A 22,061-nucleotide genomic window follows, 5' to 3' on the forward strand; every position below is an offset into this window, starting at 1 on the left:
GAGAATTGCGGACATCATTATCCTTTTGGAAATGGGGAATACAACTTGAAGAAATTATATGTGAAGAAGATCGTCTCATTCTCAGCGGCCTTGCTTCTGGCGTTTCAAGGTTCGGCTTACAGCTCAGCTGCGGTTACTGTCAGTACAATTCAACCCGATGCCATATTAAAGTCAATTCAGGAGAGGATCTCTGGAGCAACAAAAGGCACGGACTCCGAAGCAACAACAGACGTATATGTCTCTCCTGAGATCGATACCGATTCGTCTGACAAGGTAAGGGTAATCGTTCAGTTGAGCGGTTCTCCTGTATCGGTAGGGAAATACAACCTCCGCCTGCAAAAGAAATCTTTAACTGCACAAACGATCCAGTCGCTGGAAAAGGCTGTTAACACGGAGCAATCAGCCTTCTTAAGCAAAGCTAGCTCTGAGGGTGTAAGCCTGAAGGTGAATCGCAAGTATAACACGGTCATGAATGGCTTCGAAGTGACGGTTCCCGCTAATCAAATTGCGGAATTGGCGAAGATGCCTGGAGTGAAGGGTATCTATGAGAACAAGATGTATTATCCGCTTGAGACCGCTGTCGCTGATGCGCCGGAAACGACGGATAGTGGAGATGAACTCTTTGATATCAACCCGCTGGAACAGCTTGGTGTACCTGAGGCATGGGCGCAAGGCTTAACCGGCGAGGGGATGAAAGTCGGGGTTCTCGATACAGGGGTGGATTATCTCCACCCGGATTTAAAGGATGCTTATGCTGGAGGCTATGACGTCTTCCATGATGACGCAGACCCTTACGAAGATTTGCCCAGTGAGTCTGAACATTATGAAGGCTCCTACCACGGAACGCATGTATCGGGTACGATTGTCGGAAGAGCCGTGAACGATACTGAAATTCCAGTTCAGAAAGGGGTCGCTTACGAAGCAGAGTTGTATTCGTATAAGGTTTTGGGAAAAACACTGCAAGTTGACGGTTCATGGCAAGACAGCGGCAGCTCCGCAATAATCATTGCCGGTATTGAGCGAGCCGTTAAAGATGGAATGGATGTTATCAATATGTCACTGGGATCGGATATGGATAAAGATCCCTATACGGCTGAATCGATTGCGGTGAATAATGCGACACTTGCTGGAGTTGTTGTTGTTGTAGCTAATGGCAATGCGGGGGATTCCGGGCCGTATTATTATTCGATGGGGTCGCCTGCTAGTGCGCCTTTCTCCTTTTCTGTAGCGGCTTCAAACAGCAAGTACAGCAAATACGCAACTACCTTCACAAGCAGTTTTAAATCACAGACCATGGTCCCTGTGACTACAACAATCGAAGACAATGATCCGTCGATTGCGTGGGGGTCTAACTGGAGTCAGGTGGACGACCCCCAATACACTGACGGTCATGCCCATGTTGCTAGCAGCGGGGGACCGACAGTTACTTACTCATTTGAGGGAACAGGCGTGAAGTTGCTGGCTTCCAAAACGCCGAACAGCGGACAATTGATGGTTCTAGTGGATAATGGTGAGAGTTATGTCGCTCCTTCAATAGATTTATATAGCGAAACACAAGAGAATCAGGTAAATGTGTTGGAAGTGACCAACTTGACGAATGGTCCTCACACGCTTTCGATTATGAAAACAGGGCAAAACCCCGATTCGACGGGTACCGACTCAATCATTGACCAGATTCAGGTGACAAGCCTCGTGCCTGCGTCTTCAACCGAACCGGAAACCGAGCCAGAGACCAAGCCGGATCCGGAAATCGTGCCGGAAGCGACTACTACGATCGAAGATAATGATCCATCGATTGCGTGGGGGTTTAACTGGAGTCAGTTAGATGATCCCCAATACACCGCCGGTCATGCCCATGTTGCTAGCAGCGGGGGACCGACAGTTACTTACTCATTTGAGGGAACAGGCGTGAAGTTGCTGGCTTCCAAAACGCCGAGCAGCGGACAATTGATGATTCTAGTGGATAATGGTGAGAGTTATGTCGCTCCTTCAATAGATTTATATAGCGAAACGCAAGAGAATCAGGTAACGGTGTTGGAAGTGACTAACTTGAAGGATGGTCCACACACGCTTTCGATTATGAAAACAGGGCAAAACCCTGCTTCGACGGGCACTGACTCGATCATTGATCAGATTCAGGTGACAGGTCCCGTGGCAAATACGTTAGAACCAGTAGACACGACAGATACGGTACAATCGATAGACAAAGTAGACTCGGCAGAGGAATTTGACGAATATTCGATTGACTTGGTTTCTTGGAAGAATGGTGAAGCAAATTTCGAAGAGATGTTTGGTGCGGCTCCTGTCGAAGCTGTATACGTGGGGCTGGGCGATGAGTCTGATTATAATAATGTCGATGTTGAAGGTAAAATCGCCCTTGTTTCACGCGGATATATTGATTTAGTTAGTAAAATTGATAATGCCAAAGAGCATGGAGCGAAAGCCATCATTATGTTTAACGGCATCAATAAGGCCGTTGACGGTGTGGATGTCCCTGATCTATCTGAATCCATTGACGGGAGAGACGGTCCGATAGGCGATGTGCTTGCAGTAGGAGCAACTCCTAATGGCTTGCCGACATTCGATATGGCAGGTTTGGAAGGACGAGCTCTCGCAAGACAAATACTGGTTCATTCAGGGGAACATCTATACTTTACATTCAATGAGTCTTTTAATGAAGTGATTGACAACGGAGATCATATTGCTTCGTTTAGCTCCCGAGGACCTGTGTCGGATGAGAACTACACCATTAAGCCGGATATCAGCGCACCTGGTGTCAATATTTATTCGACTTGGCCTGTCTATGGGAATACTAATCCGGATGCCAATTACGATGAAGCCTACAATCGAATTAGCGGAACGAGTATGGCTGCTCCGCATATTGCCGGTCTTGCAGTGCTCTTGAAGCAATTGCATCCGGATTGGACGCCATTCGATATTCGCGCCGCATTGGCTAATACGTCAGATTTGTTGAGTGATAAGGAAGGCATGTTGTACGATGTCTATTCACAAGGCGCGGGACGTGCGGACTTGGCGAATGCCATCAAGACGCCGGCGTTGCTGAAGGCGATGGATGACACGACGATTTACGATGAGAAAATGAACCTGAAAACATTGGCAAGCCAAGCGGTCAGTCTCAGCTTCGGGACCTTGGAGGCAGGAGCGGATGCTATCTCCAAGCCATTACGATTGGAAAATAAATCGTCCGATTCTGTAACCTATACGGCCAAAGTGGAGATGCATTCGTTAGTAACGTCAGATCCGAACGATCCGATTATTACGCCTGATACGAGTAATGTTGAAGTTACGCTGGGGAATGTGGATGAGACGGGTCAAATTACCGCAGCCGCAAAAGGCGTGTACGACTTTACATTGTCTGCAAAGGCTATAGCAAACGCAACTCACGGCGTGTATGAGGGAGAGGTTATTCTAGAAAGCGAGGAGTTCCCGGCGCTGCATCTGCCATTTGTCATTCATATAGGCGATGATGTGGACGACAACGACTTTCCAATTAAGAATGTTCAATTGTCGGACCTAAAGCTTTCTCCTCTATACAATCCAGTCGATCTATCCTTCACATTAAATGTGGAAAATATTAATTACATCGTAGTATATGTAACGAATTCGGATGGATATATACTTGGAACGATTGGAACGATGTATGCGGAGGATTTAAGTTATCTTCCTGTTGGTAACATCTTGTTTGAACAGATCGATGGAACTTATCTCACATCCAGTAGTTTACCGGACCTTGATGGAAATCCGGATACAGAGATTTTGCAAGATGGGAAGTATTCTCTTCTTATTGCCGGTCTGCATCTGGATGAGAATGGGAGGGAAGTAGAAAAGGATACTCAGGTTGTTTTCGAAAACTTAGTAGTCGATCATTCCTACAACTCTGGCAAGCCGGTCGATCCGGTTGATCCGGTTGACCCTGTCGATCCAGTTGACCCTGGCAACCCAGGCGGAGGCGGAGGCGGCTCCGGCGAAGTAATAATTGATACACCTGCTACTGAAACAACCAACAATCTGGAAGTGCTGGAATCTGTTGTCAAGAAAGGACAGTCAGAGGTATCTGTAAAAGGTAAATCAGAAATAGTGGGAACAAAACTCGCGGTATCGGTGCAGGACGATGATTGGAAGAAAGCGCTGGATACGGCGAAGCAATCAAAATCTGCGCTCATCATCGGCGTGTCTTCCGAAACCAAGGAAGCTCAGTTGACGCTAACCAAAGAGCAATTGGCGGAGCTGAAGGGTATGCCGGACGACAGCTCAATTATTCTCTCGTGGAATAATGCGACCGTATCATTGCCGCTATCGGCATTGAAGCAAGTGCCGGCAGGAAGCGATCTTGTCGTGACGATCAACGAAGCAGTAGACAGCAAGCCGGCATTTACGGAGGAGCATGCAGATGCCGCTCTGCTGGGAACTCCATATGAAATCACAGTGGAAATCAAGGCAAACGGCCAATCAAAGCCGTTCGAGGTATCTCCTGATCAGGCTGTACAATTCGCATTCCTGCTCAATAACGGAGTAGATGCGAATTCGGTCGGCGTACTGTATACAGAAGGAGCTAAAGCGTATCCGGCTCCGGCGAAATTTACAGCGACCAAGGACGGCAATACGGTTGTTACGGTTACGCGTTCCGGATTCGGAACCTATGTTGCAGCGAATCGGGATGTTACGTTTAGCGACATTGACACTTCTTGGGCGAAAACCCAGATTCAATTACTTGCGAACAAATTCATCCTGAATGGAACGTCAGAGTCCACGTTCTCGCCGAAAAGCAACGTGACCCGCGCGCAATTTGCAACCATGTTGGTTAATGCATTGGGCTTGTCCAAGCAAGCTGCGGATGCCCCATTCGGCGATGTGAGCAAAGGCGATTGGTTTGCGGAAGATGTAGCAACAGCATATGCAGCAGGACTTATTACAGGATCGAATGGCGAGTTCAGACCTAATGACGAAATCAGCCGCCAAGAGCTGGCAGTGATGCTCGTTAGAGCACTTGAACTCCGTAATAATCTAGGAGCGGCAGACAACGCAGCTGGCAAGTTGTATGGGGATGCCGAACAATTCGGAGGCTTCGCCCAAGCAAGCATTGAAGCCGTAACGAAGGCGGGATTGATGAACGGTTCTGAAGTAAACGGCGAGTTCTATTTCCGCCCGAACGATTCAACGACTCGGGCAGAAGCAGCAAAGGTTCTGCTGGAATTGCTTGCCTCCGCCAATCTGATTAATAAGTAACATGTCTGATTGAGCAGCCGAAGGTCGGTATGGAGCTGAGACTACAAGCTCGAGTGGATACCGGCCTTAGGCGGCTTACAAGCATCCATTTTGGGTTACAGAAGGAGCGAAAAACTTGAATAGAAAACGAGGAAGAAATTCGTTGGTTGCGATTCTTTCTATATCATTACTGCTCAGTCTGTTTGCCGCTCAACTAACTGCTCACGCAGAGTCAAGAAAAAGTCAATGGCCGGCAGAACAACGAGCAGAGGATCAATCGCAATCGATCACTCCGGAGGATGGAAATGAGCCTACAGCAGAACAGAAACAATACGAGCAACCGTCAGAAACGGCATTCCGTAAAGAGGATAGTGAATCTGTTGCAGATAGCGAGCAACGGATTATCGTTAAATATATAAACGGGGCAAGCATAGAACAGATTCGATCGAAGCTTGCTGCAGCACAATCGTTGGAACAATCGTGGGAATTGACCAACTCCGGTCTGGGAGTGATGAAGATCTCTCCAACAGCGGATTTGGAAAAGGCAATTGCAGCTTTAAAGCAAGATCCAAACGTGCTTTATGCAGAGCCGGATTACAAGGTTCAAATCGCCTCTCTTCCGAACGATCCAAGATTTAGCGAACAATGGGGATTGCATAACGAAGGACAACCGGCTGTCATTGATGGAGATATAAAATTGTATGGAACCGTTGATACGGATATCAATGCGCCAGAGGCGTGGGAGATTACCCAGGGAAGCGATAACGTTCTCGTTGCCGTCCTTGATACCGGGATTGATATTTCCCACCCCGATTTGACAAGTAGTATTTGGCTGAACAAAGGGGAAACGCCAAATAATGGAATCGACGATGATCGCAATGGTTTTGTTGACGATGTGCACGGATGGGATTTTTACAATAAGGATAACTCGCTTTTTGATGCAGGGGACGGTGACATTCATGGCACACAAGTCGCGGGAATCCTTGCCGCATCCGCAAATAATGGTATTGGGATTGCAGGAACGGCGCCGAATGTAAAGGTTTTGCCGTTGAAAGTGATCGGACCCGATGGAACAGGATATATTTCGGATATCATTAAGGCGATTCAATATGCGGAGCAAGTGGGAGCACAAGTTGCCAATCTTAGCTGGGTTACCCCAATACCAAGCTTGGCGTTGGAAGAGGCCATTGAAGGATCTTCCCTGTTGTTTGTTGCGGCAGCCGGCAACGATTTACAAAATGGCACGTCCAACGAAGTTCGAGACTTAGATGTTAGTCCGGTATATCCGGCTGCTTATGACAGCGATAATATTCTTTCCATTGCAGCAATAAGTTTTGATAATGCGCTGGCTTGGTTTTCAAATTACGGAAAAAACACCGTAGACGTGGCTGCACCAGGTTCGAATATACTAAGTACGGTTCCTGCTCGGAATATTGGGTTAGGAGCGCAGATCAATAATGGCACGTATAAGGCTATTGTAAATAACATCGGTTTCGAATTTATTAACGATGATCTTAAAAGGCTTGAGTCATTCAAGAAAGCACTTCAGTATCTAAAGCCATCGAGCGGCTTAAGTCCTAAGATTCTTCTTGTGCAGGATGACGAGAGCGAAATGCCAGACAGAATCAATTCCTTGCTAACTTATCAAACATTGCTTGATTCTACCGGATCTACGTATGAAACTTTGACATTGCTTCCTGGAGAAGACGGCCCTTCACTTGATACGTTAAAATCGTATGATGTTGTGATCTGGTTTACTGGCAACGCAACGGGAGCCATTATTGAGGATGGGACTAAAATTTATCAATCAACAAATTTATCCGAAACCGATCAGCAAAATCTGACGGGCTATTTAAACGGTGGGGGCAATCTGCTTTTAAGCGGACCGATGGCGTTAGGCGGAATAATAAACTCTTCGTTTATGAATGATATGTTACATTTGGAATTCGTAAGGGCAGAAAATAGTGATGATGAATCTTGGATTGCAGCTAGTGGAGTGCCCGGGTCCTTATATGACGGGCAAGCGTACGATCTGATGGATACGGGTATATATGCGGATTTTGAATCCAATGACCCTTCGATCACAGTCATGAACCTGGAAATTCCTACGGTTGATTATGCTCACAGTGGGGGTACCTCTTTTGCTGCTCCATTCGCCTCTGGAGCTGCTGCCTTACTCTTCAGTCAAGATCCTGGGGAAAATGCTGAAGATGTGAAAGAAAGAATCATCCTTGGAGGTAAACCATTTAATGCTTTAGCAGATAAAACCGTTACCGGTAAAATGGTGGATGCTTATAAAGCGTTAAACACGAATGATATTCCGGGTAAACCTATCCATGGGGCAAGCGTTAAAGGTATCCTGGATTCGGCAAAAGATAAGCGGGATAATGTATACTACGTTTATCTGCGTGCAGGCGAAACATTGGATGTCTCGCTAACCGGAAATGCAGGAACGGATTTCGATTTATACCTTTATGATTCAACGGCTGCCTCGGTTTCGGCGGTTGCAGGAATGGTCACTTCTTCAGAGAAGATTAACAGCTCGACGGAAACCATTTCCTATGAGGCAACTGAAGCGGGCTACTATTATATTGATGTTTATGCTTTTGCAGGCGCAGGCAATTATACACTCATCAAAACCCAAAATTATCGGGACAAGGAAGCAGGTACTTACGAGGATTCGAACGCTGCACTTATCTATACCGGCGCTTGGTCAGTGGGATCTAAACCGGAGTATTCAGGCGGAACAGCGAAACAACTGAACGAGGCAGGTCACGTTGAATTTTCGTTCACAGGCAACCAGATTGAATGGATTGCCTTTAAGGACAGTGACCAGGGAATTGCCGATGTATATATCGACGGCAAGAAAGAAGCTTCGCCTTCTTTATACAACAGCACCTTCTTGCCCAAGCAATCCGTCTTCAAGCAAACGATGCCGTATGGCGTCCATACGATCCGAATTGAATGGACAGGCAATCGGGATGGGAAATCGTACGCCGCTTCCGTGAATGTAGATTCCTTCATTGTAACCGATGCTCCTGAGACGTTCACAGTAACCATGCAAGAAAACGATCTAGGAGCTATATACTACGGGGACTGGAGAACATATGAATCGGCCGGTTATTCCGGAGGACTCGCAGTGATGTCAGGCAGTAAGGGGGATTACGTCGACATCTCGTTTACAGGAACCCGATTGCAGCTGCTAGCTCAGTTGTCTCCATATACTGGCGGCGAAGCAACGATTACCATAGATCATCAGCCAGGGACAGCCCAAACAATCAGCTATAAGGGAGAGCAAAAGAATCAAGTTCCCGTCTATGATTCAGGCGAGCTGTCGAATGGTCTGCATGTGCTTCGGATTGTCAATACGAGTCCTGAACTTTATTCTTCGATCTCTGTCGATGCACTGATTGTGACCAAGGCAACGAAAGAAGAAGCGATGCTAGAACCGGTAACCATTATTCAGGAATATTATCCTGGCGTTGTTTTTGAAGGGGTATGGAATACTTCAATTAGCAGGAAATATTCCGGTGTGAGTGCCAAATATACAAACGTATCAGGCAACTATGTGGAATATACATTTGAGAACAACAAGATCAAGGTGTTAGGTGAAATGGGGCCGAATCGAGGCAAAGTAAATATTTATATCGACGGACAACTCGTAACAGACGCGCCAATCGATCTATATAGCAGCAAATATAAATACAGAACTGCCATTTTTGAATCGGACATTCTGGAGTTCGGCAAGCATACGATCAAAGTGGTGAACGCCGGGGAGAAGAATGGGCAATCTTCGGGTACCTACACTTCTATTGATGCGTTCCTTGTGGTAGGCGCTTCTGACGATGGATTTAGTACAGAATAACCGCCGGACGGTCGATAAAAGAATAAAAGCACAGCTGGTAGAAAAAACCGATCGTACGGCTCCTATCGTTTAGGGGCTGGTGATCGCCTCTAGCTTACAATCTTGGGACGCTGTTGCGTGATTCGCAGCAACGTCCTTTTTTCTTGACAATGAACTCCCAGTATTCAAGGCTGAAGCAGCTATGACAGCGGTTCCGAGCTGCAGGCGATCCTAGGGATGTATGTCGGACAAAGCGAACATAACCTGCATGATGTGTTCCAGAAAGCAAGGGAAAACAAACCATGCGTCATCTTTATTGATGAGCTGGATGCCATGGGCGGAACCTAACGGGGACGTTAGTTCCATAACAAACACCCGTGATCAGGCTGCCGATAATAAGGCAGCCCTTACTTATCAATCGGCAGAATGATTCAATGCCAGAAATGGAATTCTAATGTAAAACTCAAACACAAGTTAGTATTCCTTGGAAGGTGAGTAAATGATGAAGTCGAATAAGTATGGCAGATTCCTTTATTTTGTTTCGTTGTTAGCTCTTTTTACCGATCTTATTTCACCACTGGAGATTAATGCGAAGCAAATGCAACCACCTGATCAAATTGTTGAAAACGAGTATTTAGAAAAAAGAATAAATCCAATAGGCCAGATCTATAAGGCAAATTCCCATTTAGCTAAAACAAAGTTTAAAACAGAAAATAACATCATTAAGATGACAAGGATGGAAAAAGGCTCTAAAGTGCTGTCTACTACTTTAATGACATATGCACAATATTGTCGTAAGGAATTAAGAGGAGAGAACCCTGGCACTATTATTGAAAATGAACGTATGGTTTGGATGATAAAGGTTGATTTTCCTAAAGGTATTAAGACACGGGGTGGAAACTTCTCAAAGGCTGTGCAAGTTACTGTTTTTGATGCTGAAACGGGTAATCTTCTTACAGTGTCAACGATTGGGATTGAGGATACGAGGAATTAAATCTCATTGACGAGCTGCACAATGTTAATTTATGGGAGCCGTATATAGATTGGAACATTCAACTACCATGAAAGAACGAACTAACTTTAATGCTCTGTGATTAATCCATATCGACAGACAATTGTCGGACGACAAGAATATCTATACAACGGAAGTCGCATAAACTGCGGCTTTTTTATTTTCTGTATAGAAGGTCTTGTCATGAGCTCATGACAAGACCTTCTATACAAAGCCGTATTAGGACAAGAACTTGTATACAGACCTGTTCCTCGAATACACGATTTATCAAGCTCCAACGGGAGCTTTGTTTTTTGGTTAATTGGAACCAGAAGGAAATGTAGACTGAAAAAAAAGTGCATCGTATTCTCCACTTAATCAGGCGAATGTACTCATAGCTCTTTTTAAACCTCCTGTGATACATTATGGGCGTCATATAACGTTGCGGCGATCTTTCGCAAAGGAGGGGAAACTTTTATGAAATTATGGCGAAACAAGGCGTGGCTTTCCCTATGTCTCACGGCAAGTTTAATGCTTCCAGCGATGACTTACGCGGATGCGGGTGCTCCTCCAGCCAACCTGATTGAGGTCTACCAGACCGACGGGCAACTGCTCGATTTCAACGCGGAGAAGGCACTGGTCTACAAGGAGCAAAGTCAGAAGGTGCTGATTGAACAATTGGATGGGAGCGCATCATTAGAGATTGCAACAGGTATTACAACGAAGCCGGATAAGGCAGCGCTTACGGAGGAGGGGGCTATTTTTCACCTGTCGGGAGTGAATGGGGAATCGAAGGAATATCGAAACGGTACGCTTCAGAGCCTGCAAGCTTATTATTGGACTGTCAACGGTCCTTATGTAGCCTATTATGACAGCTCTGGAACAAACGGTTCACTTGATGAGCCAGGGACGAACGGACTGCGCTTACGCCACGGCAATACGGTGGAGACAATTGTTAACCCGATCAATCATTATTCTCCGCTTGGTGAGGCTGAGATTCTGGATGATGGTACTGTTCTATATTCCTATGTGGAGCAATTGTTCAGTTATAAGGATGGTATAAGCACCGCCTTGACGGAAGCGCCAGAATATCCAAGCGAGATGGAGATAGATAACAATAACATAGAGGCCGAAGGCCATTCAATTCTCTATCTTAACTACAATCCTGAACCTGTCATTTTATTAATAACCGATACGGAATCCATTCCGTTATCCGGCCCTTATTTAGATATCGTAAGTTCCTATGCGAATGTTCTTCACCAGCAGAATCTTGCTACCGTAGGGGGATGGGCAGCATTTCCGCGATTAGATGAAGAACAGCAAGTAACGCTGTGGCTGCGCTCGCCTGCAGGGGAAGAGGAGAAGATTGGTTCGGGCAGAGCTGGGTATAAACTTCAGGCGCTGTCCCCTTCGGGAGATGTGGTCTATAGTCTAACGGAGGCAGGTTCAACCCATTACTACCTTAACCGCGCTGATGCGGCGGGAGGAGCTAGGGCCGAAGTGGAAGTTCCATCAGGCGGGGCGAGATGGCTGAATAACAGCTGGTGGTTCTGGTCGGATTCTAGCGTGTCCAAGCTGTCCGAGGGAGAACCTTCAATAGTATCACTGACAGCCTCCCCTGCAGAGCTGAACCTGCTGGTTGGCGAGGAGCAGCAGCTTGATATAACTGCGGAAAATACCGGTGGTCAGACGAAGGCGGTAACGGAAGACAGCGGGTATGTATCATCAGATCCTGCGGTTGCAACGGTAATTCCGGGCGGACTCGTGAAGGGCATTGCAGCAGGGAGCGCCCAGATTACCGCGTCCTTTGGAGGGAAGCAAGTGACGGTAGCTGTAATAGTAGCGAATGCTGCTCCTACAGTAGAGCTCTTGTACTTCACCCCAAGTGAGCTTCATACCGAGATCGGCGTGAAGAAGACTTTCCAGCTGTATGCGGAATATAGTGACGGAACGGAGAAGAATGTCACTGCCGAAGCTATTCTAACCTCTTCCAACTCTTCTGTTGCAGCCCTGACTTCGGCATCGAATGAGGTTATAGGAATTTCAATGGGCTCGGCGGTTATCAACGCTTCCTTTGAGGGAGCAGCAGCTGCGCTGGCGGTGAACGTAGCGGTTCCCGGGGGTTACGTGAAGAAGCTATACACCTTCGGCAATAAATGGAAGCTATCGGTAGGGGATTCGCGAGACATGCTGGTATATGCGGAATACAGCGACGGAGACTGGGAAGATGTCTCGAATCGGGCTGACTATAGCTCCTCTAACCCTGCCGTTGCAAGCGTAGATACTGATGGGGAAGTACGGGCGTTGTCCCCAGGTGTTGCCTACGTAACGATTACGTTCAATGGTGTTCAGAAGCTCGTTAAGATTAAAGTGTTGGTCTAGTTAGATACTATTGGGATTTAGGCAAGTGGTAAAGCCATCATTCAAAAGAATGATGGCTTTTTATATAGTGTGTGTTATACACCATATATATAAAGAAGCGCATTATTATCTTCTTCTATTGTCGGACCACAACTACATCTATACAATCAAAGTCGCATAAACAGCGGCTTTTTTATTAATATAGAAGTTCTTGTCTTCAGCTCAAGACAAGAACTTCTATACAAAGCCGTATAAGGAAAAGAACTTCTATATAGCCCCGTGATCCCCGAAAAATACACGATTTATTAAGCTAACGGGTAGTTTAGCGTGGCGGCCATCCAACTAAGTGGTTGCCTTCTCTCAATTGTTGGAAGGAAAGTTCTATTCTTTCGCGAATTCATTTGACATGCCGAAGATACGAATTTCGCAAAAAAAATCACGGTAGAGCTTTGGAAAGAGCATTTTAGTTTTCTATATCTTCATAGAAAGGTGATTACGCATGAACCAAAGACCGTCTGAAGAAGAATACGCCGGGGGCGCCGGCGAGTATATCCGGTTGGTGCCGGAAGGCAACATCATCGACATTCTGCTCGCCCAGGAAAAGCAAATGACCGAGCTGCTGGCATCGTTGACCGAAAGCCAGAGCACCTATCGGTATGCGGAAGGAAAATGGACTCTGAAAGAAGTCGTGGGCCACATCGCAGACAGTGAACGCGTCATGACCTACCGCCTGCTCCGATTTGCAAGAGGGGATCAGACGCCTCTGCCCGGTTTTGACCAGGAATTGTTCATTCCTCCTTTCGAAAGCTGGACAACCGCGCAATTGGCCGAAGACTACCGGGCCGTACGGCAATCGACGATCACACTGTTGCGCGGGTTGCCGACGGAGGCGTGGTCCCGCAAGGGCACAGCCAACAGCGTAAGCATTACGGCGCGCGCCCTCGCTTACGGCATCGCAGGACACGAGCTTCATCACATGGGGGTCATCCGAAATCGTTACTTGAGTTAGTCATCCTTACTTTATGGCACCCTTCCCGCCCCGTTCATAGACTGATATGAAGAGAGGACAAGACGGATTGAAAAAAACAGCAGCGATTGGTTGCTGACTGGTGTTTTGTCTAAAAATGAATAGCAAATAATAATCTCAAATAAGAAAAAGTCATTGAACTGATCGGGAAACGATAGCACAACACTGCTACATATTTGTACGTCGGAGGATTTAATGAAATTATTGAATTGGAAATTTGATGATGACCCAAACGGTTCCTCAGAGGAGTGGAATTGGGTAGAGGTCACGATGACTTTTGAGGATGGAAGCGAACGATGGAGTATTTTATATACGCCAGAAAGGCTAAAAAACAACCTCTCCCGAAATGATTTAGATCCACCAGGCTTGTTTATCCAACATATGATAATTGTAAGAAGCTACGATGAAGTCGATATTGAAAGAACATTACGATATTTGGAAAACGAAAATGAATTGTTTTCTGCATCAAAGCCATTGAGCTAAACAATCCTGTAGAGCTTAAGAAATGAGCTTTGTAAAAAAAGGAGCTCCTCGGTATGATGGGTTTGTCGAGAACACATCAGGGAGGAGCTCTTACTATGAAGTTTAAGGAAATAGACGCACAAAATCAACGGGTTGAACAAACTACTACCTCGCATCTTGTAATAGGGATCGATATGGCGAAAGACATACACGTCGCACAAACGACGAAGAGAAATAAAGAAAACCGGGATAATAGCCCGTCAAAGAATGGCCCAAAAGATGCACCGACCATCGCAGATTCCGTCAGCCGAGGTTTCTACTACGAGTACACACATCAGTCACATGAGTTCCAGCGCTTGAAGACCTTGATGAGTGATCGAGAATTTTGAGTGACGAATAGTGTACGGCTGCAGTCTAGACTTACATCAAAGACTGCTGCTGAGTTTAAAATGACGAAGATGCCATTTACGTATATATTTTTGATTCGACAAAGGCTGTGAAAGAAGCGATAAAGAAACAAAATTATTCAATAAATGGAATAACAACGTTCAATAATTATGTGAAAAACAATGCCTTGGTTGTTTATTTTTCAACTATTACTTATTCTGCACGGGGTCTTATTGCATTTTTGGATAGTTGAACAAGCCTCGCAGAAGCGGGCTTAACCAAGGAATAAGACTCTGCAAGGCCTCACAGGGTCTTATTTGTTCTATTTACCTATGTATGCATGTGGAAACGCTAGACTACTAGCGCCTACCCCATCTTTCGAAACCAGGCATGGTAAGTGGAGGAACGTGGCAGGGATATGCATGAGATAGGGAGCGTATTATTCGCACACTTGAAACGGGCATGCGTGCGTTAGACGAAATGGTAAAAAAATGATAACGATCTAAAAAAGTGAAAGCATAGGTTAATGGCAAGGAGTAAAGAGATGATAATGAAGTAACAAATTGAAGATATACGATTAGTAAAAAATAAAATAGAATTTTAAATGTGTTTAGTATTCACACTATATGAGAGGGGTTTTAAGGTGAAGAATAATCAACCGTCTTCAAAAGCAATACTTCTTCTGATATCGCTGATGCTTACAACTGGCTTTATTTCAGCATGCAGTTCCAATTCACCCGAGAAACAAACGAATACTCCAACTCAAAGTCCTGCAAACAACAGTAGTACGGGCAACAATGAACCGAAGGAAGCGGTTTCCGGAGATGCTGATCCGTTCGGCAAGTATGAAACGCCGCTTACGATTCGCTTTACTCGTGATGTTGACAATGACACGCAAGATAATATCATACCTAAAACTCCTGGAGAAACGATTGAAAACAACAGATGGTTGAAAGCGTTTTCCGAGAAGCTGGGCATTAATGTTGTGTATGACTGGACAGTTAGCACCGGTGATGCTTATACCCAAAAAATGAACGTTACGCTTACGTCTGGCGACTTGCCAGATATGCTTCGTGTAACGCCTGCGCAAATGAAGCAGCTAGCCGAAGCGGATTTAATCGAGGATTTAACGCCATATTGGGAGCAGTATGCATCGGATGATCTAAAGGAGCTATATGCTGAACAAGGACCAGCGGTGCTTAATTCTGCCGAAGTTAATGGAAAGATTATGGGGATCGGCAAGGCAGACGTTTACGGTGACGGTGTTTACTTATGGATTCGTAAGGATTGGTTAGACAAATTAAACCTTCCTGAGCCAACTTCCTTGCAGGATGTATTGAAAATATCGGAAGCGTTTACAACCCAGGATCCGGACGGGAACAAGGTAAATGACACGTATGGCTTAGCCTTAACAAAGGATTTGTACGGCGGTGCCATGGGCTTGGAAGGATTTTTTGCGGGCTACCATGCGTATCCGAATATGTGGATTGATGACGGCTCGGGAAATTTAGTTTGGGGTAGTACGCTCCCTGAAGTTAAGGAATCCTTGAAAGCGCTGTCTGAGATGTATAAGGCTGGTCAGCTGGATAAAGAGTTCGGTGTTAAAGATGGTGGTAAAGTAGCTGAAAGTATTGCCGCTGGTAAAATTGGCATCGATTTTGGCGCACAATGGAATCCCATGTATCCGTTAATCAGCAATTATCAAAATGATCCAAATGCGAACTGGGTAGGTTATTCCCTTGTTTCGGTAGACGGTAAACCAGCCCTTTCTCCGCAAAGATTCCAAGCCGACAGCTATTGGGTAGTAAGAAAGGGATTCTCTAATCCCGAGGGGCTTATCAAAATGTTCAATTTGCATGTGGAGCTTAACTGGGGCAAAACAGGAGATTTTGACTACTATTACATGCCGGCAGCCAATGATAGTGTAGGGGTGTGGAAGTACTCCCCTGTACAGCCGGCGTCAGCATTTAAAAACATTCGAGCTTTCCAGGAAATCGAAGAGGCTAGAAAAAATAATAGTTTTGACAGCTTAACGGGTGAAGCATTAGCGATTTATCGCAATATTAAGGCATTCGAAGAAGGGGATGCTTCTCAATGGGGCTGGCCTAAGATCTACGGAGCAGAAGGGGTTTACAGGCATGGTGTCAATTATATGGATAATGAACGATTCATGTATGAGAAGTTTGCCGGTCCTCCGACAGAAACGATGGCTGAAAGAAAATCTACATTAGAGGCCTTGGAAAAAGAAACATTCGTCAAAATTATTATGGGTGCAGCGCCTTTGGATGATTTTGATAAATTCGTGGACAACTGGTATAAAGTTGGTGGAACAGACATCACGAAGGAAGTCAATGAGTGGTATGCCACAACCAAATAACACGTTATGGAAAGCAAGGAGCATCCTTGCTTTCCATTTTCTTAATCCATAGGAGAAGGTGATTGAACTGAATATCAAAAAGTTAAAGAGAGAATTGCCGTTAAATCTCATGATTTTACCGGGCTTTATATTCATCATCTTATTTAGTTATGTTCCTATGGCTGGCATTATTATAGCGTTTCAGCGCTTTATTCCAGCTAAAAGGCTCTTTGGCGACCAACAATGGGTTGGTTTTAAGAACTTTAAATATGTGATGAGCCTGCCTAATTTCGACAATATTTTGTGGAATACGTTTTATATTGCTTCTTTAAAGGTCATATTGGGCTTGGTTGTTCCCATCGTAATTGCTTTGCTGTTAAACGAAATGAAGCATGTCCTATTGAAACGCAGCATTCAAACCGCGATCTACTTGCCGCACTTCCTCTCATGGGTCGTATTAGGCGGCATCTTTATCGATATCCTGTCACCTACAAACGGACTTGTTAATACCCTTTTAAATAAGCTTGGCTTGAATTCTATCTTCTTTTTGGGTGACAATAAGTGGTTCCCGTATACGATGATCCTAACCGATACGTGGAAGGATTTTGGTTATGGAACGATTATTTATCTTGCGGCGCTAACCGGGATTAACCCGAATCTGTACGAGGCGGCTCAAATGGATGGAGCGAACCGTTGGAAGCAGACGATACACATTAGTTTACCCGGCATTCAGATGGTCATCGTATTATTGATGGTCTTGAGCTTAGGGAATCTTCTGAACGCGGGCTTTGATCAAATCTTTAATATGTACAGCCCGATGGTCTATGAGAGTGGAGATATACTGGATACGTTTGTCTATCGGATAGGACTATTAGATGCGCAGTTTGGTGTAGCTACGGCAGTTGGTCTGTTTAAATCCGTCATTGCGTTGATACTTGTTTCAACATCCTATTATTTTGCTTATAAATTTGCGGATTATCGAATCTTTTAGGAGGTATGGGAGTGCGAATCAAAAAAAGGCTGGATTGGTTTATAATGATGAACAATATTTTTCTCATTTTGGTTGCCGCGGTTTGCGTGCTTCCGATGATTCATATTTTAGCGATATCCTTATCATCAAGTGCGATTGCAGCTACCGGTACGGTAACCTTTTGGCCGAAAGAGTTTTCCTTAACCTCTTATGAATTTGTTGCGCAGCGCAAAGCATTCTGGGACTCCATGCTTATCTCCTTGCAGCGCATCGCTCTTGGCGGAGCAATTAATGTATTGTTAGCCACGACGATTGCCTACCCATTATCCAAGGAAAAGAAAGACTTTAGTCTGCGAGCCTTCTACGCATGGGCTTTTTTCATTACGATGATTTTTGGTGCCGGTTTAATCCCAACCTACATGCTGGTGAAGGAATTAGGGCTTATCGATTCGGTTTGGGCATTAATTTTACCTGGCGCTGTACCTGTATTTAGTGTCATCGTCCTTTTGAATTTCTTTAGACAAACGCCAAAGGAATTAAGTGAATCTGCATTTATGGATGGAGCTGGACATTGGAGAACATTATGGAGCATTTATATTCCGATATCCATGCCGGCTATTGCCACGATTTTATTGTTTTCATTGGTCGGTCATTGGAATAGCTGGTTTGATGGGCTGATTTATATGAATAACCCAAGTAATTATCCGCTGCAAAGCTATATGCAAACGGTTGTAGTGCAAAAATCATTTACGACATTAACGCCTGAAGAGGCGAAAGTAATGGCCAAAATTTCCGATAAAACATTAAAGTCCGCACAAATCTTTTTAGGTGCTCTGCCCATTATTTGCGCGTATCCTTTTTTACAGAAATATTTTGTAAAGGGTATGGTTCTAGGCAGTGTTAAGGGCTGATGGCGATCAGCCGTCCAAGAGGCCGCTAGCGATAAAACAAATAGTCATGTTTTGTGCTATGATTTTTTGTTAATATGTAGGAAAAGAAAAAAAAGGAGGGGGTGGCAATTAAATCTAGCATTTTTGTTAGATTAATGGCTACATTTTTAGCCGCAATCTTGGTCATTGTCGCTTTAGGTATTTATATGTACAACTGGAGCTTAAAGACGGTTAAAGATGAGATTTACAAATCAACGACGGCTCAGGTCACCTTTTATTTAGAGGGGCTGGAGGCAGAAATTGATCGAATAAAAATATTGCAATATGATGTTTTAAATGACGAGGATTTAAATAAGCTTGCGATACGATATACGATTATGGACGATTACGAAAAGATGGAGAGTATGAGAAAGCTGCATCATCGCCTGGTATCCATACAAAATAGTAATGCTTATATTTCAAATGTTAGCGCTCATATCTACCCTATACAAAAGACCATTTCCTCCAAGAAATCAGTGGGCGCTTTGAATAGGGACAAATTTGAAGCATTAAGAATTCCGGAAGGGATGAAGGGCGCCCAATTATTAATGTATAATGGGAACCTTCATCTCAGTACATTTCTATCGGGCAACATGGGGTTAAGCCCTTTGTTTATGATCGAAATCGAATTAAATACGGAAGTATTCCGGGAAGCATTAAAGCAGTTCGATACTTATCCCGACAGTCGGTCGATTTTGCTGGATCTAACAAACGGGTTAACGATATATAGCGACGAGGATCACATGTTCGACGATGTCGTTCATTCGTTCGCAAGAAATGAAAGCGAATTCAAAGTTGGCGAAGTGGTTAGTCATGGCGACACGTTCATTATCGCGGAGAAATCCGAATACTTAAATATGGTGCTGTTTCGATTCATACCTAAAGATGCTGTACTGGTTCCGACAAAAGGATTTTACGTGTGGCTATGGGTGTTTACAGGCGTAGTACTCATCCTTGTCACGTTTATCTATGCTTACACCTACCAGTTAATTCAACGTCCGATGAAGGAGCTTGTGAAATCGTTCCGCAGTGTTGAGAAGGGTAATTTCAATGTCAAAGTGGAAGTGAATCACAACAATGAATTTGATTACTTAAACAAGGGCTTTAATTCCATGGTTCAAAACGTCTCGAATCTCATTGATCAAGTGTATAAACACAAAATTCTTGAACAAAAAGCCGAGTTAAAGCATCTTCAATCTCAAATCAGCCCCCACTTCTTATACAATAGCTTTTTCTTAATGAACATGATGGCGAAAGTAAAGGATGAGAATTTGATTCCTTTCACCAAGCTATTAGGGGAGTATTTTCAGTTTATTACGAAAAATGATTCCGACTTTATTTCTTTGTATGAGGAAATTGAGCATGCACGAACCTATGCTGATATTCAGTTAATGCGTTATCCAAGCAAGCTGACGATTGAATTTGAAGACTGTCCGCCTTCCTTTAAGGAAATCAGCGTCCCTAGATTAATCGTGCAGCCAATTATCGAAAATGCTTTTAAATATGCGGTAGAGCATTCAAAAGGTCCCGTCACCATTCGGGTTTATTTTCAAACGATAGATGATAAGCTATCGATTTTTGTCGAGGATAATGGAAAGCAATTAACCGATGAAAAATTGCTAGATCTAGAAAAACAATTCATGGAAGCACACAGCAGCGAATCGTCTGGGCTGAACAATATTCATCGAAGATTGCAACTGATCTATGGAGAGGAGCATGGGCTGCAGGTAGCAAGAAGTGAACTGGGCGGATTATTAGTCAGATTGCAAATTAATGCTAAGCTGAGGGAGTAGCCATGTTAAGACTTTTGATTGTAGATAACGAGGAAATTATAGTTAATCATTTATTTGAGGTATTTAGAGGGATGGACCACTTATCGCTTGATGTGTATAAGGCATATAGCGGTGAAGAAGCGATAGAGTGGCTGCATCGCACCCGTATGGATATTGTGTTAACGGATATCGATATGCCTAATATTAACGGGCTGCAACTGATGGATGAAATATTTAAGCAGTGGCCGCAATGCAAAATCATCTTTTTAACGGGTCACAGCGAGTTTAGCTATATCTATAAAGCGATCCAGCATCCCGATGTAAGCTATATTCTGAAACTGGAAGATATTGAAAAGGTCATACAAGCTGTTGAGGAGACGGTGTTCAAAATCCGTAAGGAAATTAAAACCGGTGATCTCATCAGAGAAGCCAAAGAGAAAATTCACATAGCATTGGAACTGTTTCAGGAAGGTTATCTGCTTAACTTATTAAAGGGGAGCTCCATGGTAAAGGCAACGAAGGAGCAATTTGACCAGCTTTCTCTGCCCATTACGGATGAAGCCCCGGTTATCCTTGTTGTAGGTAAATTAGATGATCTATCACTCCAAGACAATAACTATTTAGAGAAAATACAGCAAATTTACTCTGTTCGACAAATGATAAAGCGATATCTTACCTCAAATTTGAAATGCGTTATCATTTTAGACGATCATTTCAGATTTACGATACTGATACAACCAAAGGAAAATGTAAGTCCGGCAACGGAGGATTATGTTCATACTTTGCACTATATAAAGGGAATGCTTGAGTCCGTCCAGCAAAGCTGTCAGGATAAGCTCAATCATTCTATCAGCTTTGCCGTTGGCAGTAAGCCGGCGACATGGAACGATATCTCGCAACAATATCATGCCTTGCATTCCCTTTTGAATTACCGAATTGGAACAGAGAATACGGTATTATTAGTAGATAATGAAGTGCCCTCTACTGTTGAAGCGGAGAATAAAGCGGAATGCTCTAGTGATGAGGAATTTGAAGCAGAGCAAAAATTACTGTCACTTACAACTACAAATTTGTTTACTTTCATAGAGCAATATTTAGAATCGGGGTTAAAGGATAAGTATTTTGAAGAGCTGGAGCAAGTTTTGCAGCCTTTAAGCTTGATAAAAAATAAAAATAATTTGGTTGCCCAGCAAGTGTATTGCTCTATTTCGATGTGCTTGCTGTCGTATATGAATCGTTGGGGATTGCGTGACAAGGTTATCAGCAAAATAGGTGAAATCCGGTTTGTTAATACGGTTAATTTTTGTAGTTGGGGCGATGCTGTTACTTATATAAGAAAGCTTTCCGTATGTGTTTTTGAACTTCAAAAGCTAGAGCAAAAAAGAAGGGCTGATAATGTAATCTCGTTTATTCAAAATTTTATAATTTCACATCTCGGTGAGGATTTGTCTCTTGTTAGATTATCTGAGCAAGTGTATTTAAACCCATCTTATTTATCAAGAATATTTAAGCAAGAAACGAAAAAAAACTTAACGGAATTCATTGATGCAGCCAGAATTCAAAGAGCCAAAGAATTGTTAGTGAATGAAAACATTAAAATACATGAGATTGCCAGACAAGTAGGTTATGAATCAGCTACCTCCTTTACAAGGTTCTTCAAAAGCTCAACAGGCTGCTCACCGCAAGAATATAGAGATTCATACGTGATGAGGGTTAAGTGAGCTAATCCGCCATAT

11 protein-coding genes and 2 pseudogenes are annotated in these 22,061 nt (G+C 44.1%); all 13 read left to right on the plus strand.

What is annotated here, in order from left to right; translation table 11 throughout:
- Positions 1-45: 45 nt before the first annotated feature.
- The 13 genes and pseudogenes from BM200_RS02785 (at position 46) to BM200_RS02845 (ending at position 22,046) form a co-directional block, all read left to right on the plus strand.
- Entirely contained in the window at positions 46-5,247 is a 5,202-nt protein-coding gene (locus BM200_RS02785; protein ID WP_091181090.1) for a S8 family serine peptidase, read from the plus strand.
- Positions 5,248-5,362: 115 nt separating this feature from the next.
- Positions 5,363-9,091, plus strand: coding sequence for a S8 family serine peptidase (locus BM200_RS02790; RefSeq protein WP_139230743.1), 3,729 nt, complete (start codon positions 5,363-5,365; stop codon positions 9,089-9,091).
- Between the two features lie 195 nt (positions 9,092-9,286).
- A pseudogene (locus BM200_RS02795) lies at positions 9,287-9,412 on the plus strand (AAA family ATPase); the annotation flags it as partial.
- Between the two features lie 157 nt (positions 9,413-9,569).
- Entirely contained in the window at positions 9,570-10,064 is a 495-nt protein-coding gene (locus BM200_RS02800) for a hypothetical protein (protein WP_091181095.1), read from the plus strand.
- A gap of 474 nt (positions 10,065-10,538) precedes the next feature.
- Positions 10,539-12,443, plus strand: coding sequence for an Ig-like domain-containing protein (locus BM200_RS02805; protein WP_091181097.1), 1,905 nt, complete (start codon positions 10,539-10,541; stop codon positions 12,441-12,443).
- A 478-nt stretch (positions 12,444-12,921) separates the two neighbouring features.
- Complete coding sequence (locus BM200_RS02810) at positions 12,922-13,431, plus strand: DinB family protein (protein ID WP_091181100.1); 510 nt, start codon at positions 12,922-12,924, stop codon at positions 13,429-13,431.
- A 213-nt stretch (positions 13,432-13,644) separates the two neighbouring features.
- Positions 13,645-13,932, plus strand: a complete 288-nt coding sequence (locus tag BM200_RS02815) for an immunity 8 family protein (protein ID WP_245772864.1) — start codon at positions 13,645-13,647, stop codon at positions 13,930-13,932.
- 95 nt (positions 13,933-14,027) lie between these two features.
- Positions 14,028-14,297 (plus strand): annotated as a pseudogene (locus BM200_RS02820) (IS110 family RNA-guided transposase); the annotation flags it as partial.
- Positions 14,298-14,941: 644 nt separating this feature from the next.
- Positions 14,942-16,675 carry an extracellular solute-binding protein gene (locus BM200_RS02825; protein ID WP_245772866.1) on the plus strand — a complete coding sequence of 578 codons (1,734 nt, stop codon included), beginning with the start codon at positions 14,942-14,944 and terminating at the stop codon, positions 16,673-16,675.
- Positions 16,676-16,784: 109 nt separating this feature from the next.
- Positions 16,785-17,645, plus strand: coding sequence for an ABC transporter permease (locus BM200_RS02830; protein ID WP_217649558.1), 861 nt, complete (start codon positions 16,785-16,787; stop codon positions 17,643-17,645).
- 5 nt (positions 17,646-17,650) lie between these two features.
- Positions 17,651-18,535, plus strand: coding sequence for a carbohydrate ABC transporter permease (locus BM200_RS02835; protein ID WP_091181105.1), 885 nt, complete (start codon positions 17,651-17,653; stop codon positions 18,533-18,535).
- 101 nt (positions 18,536-18,636) lie between these two features.
- On the plus strand, positions 18,637-20,346 hold the full coding sequence (locus BM200_RS02840) for a sensor histidine kinase (protein ID WP_175532711.1): 1,710 nt from the start codon (positions 18,637-18,639) through the stop codon (positions 20,344-20,346).
- A gap of 2 nt (positions 20,347-20,348) precedes the next feature.
- Positions 20,349-22,046, plus strand: a complete 1,698-nt coding sequence (locus tag BM200_RS02845) for a response regulator transcription factor (RefSeq protein WP_091181109.1) — start codon at positions 20,349-20,351, stop codon at positions 22,044-22,046.
- The last annotated feature ends 15 nt before the right edge of the window (positions 22,047-22,061 follow it).

It is taken from the genome of Paenibacillus catalpae (assembly GCF_900112695.1).
Classification (GTDB): Bacteria; Bacillota; Bacilli; order Paenibacillales; family Paenibacillaceae; genus Pristimantibacillus; species Pristimantibacillus catalpae.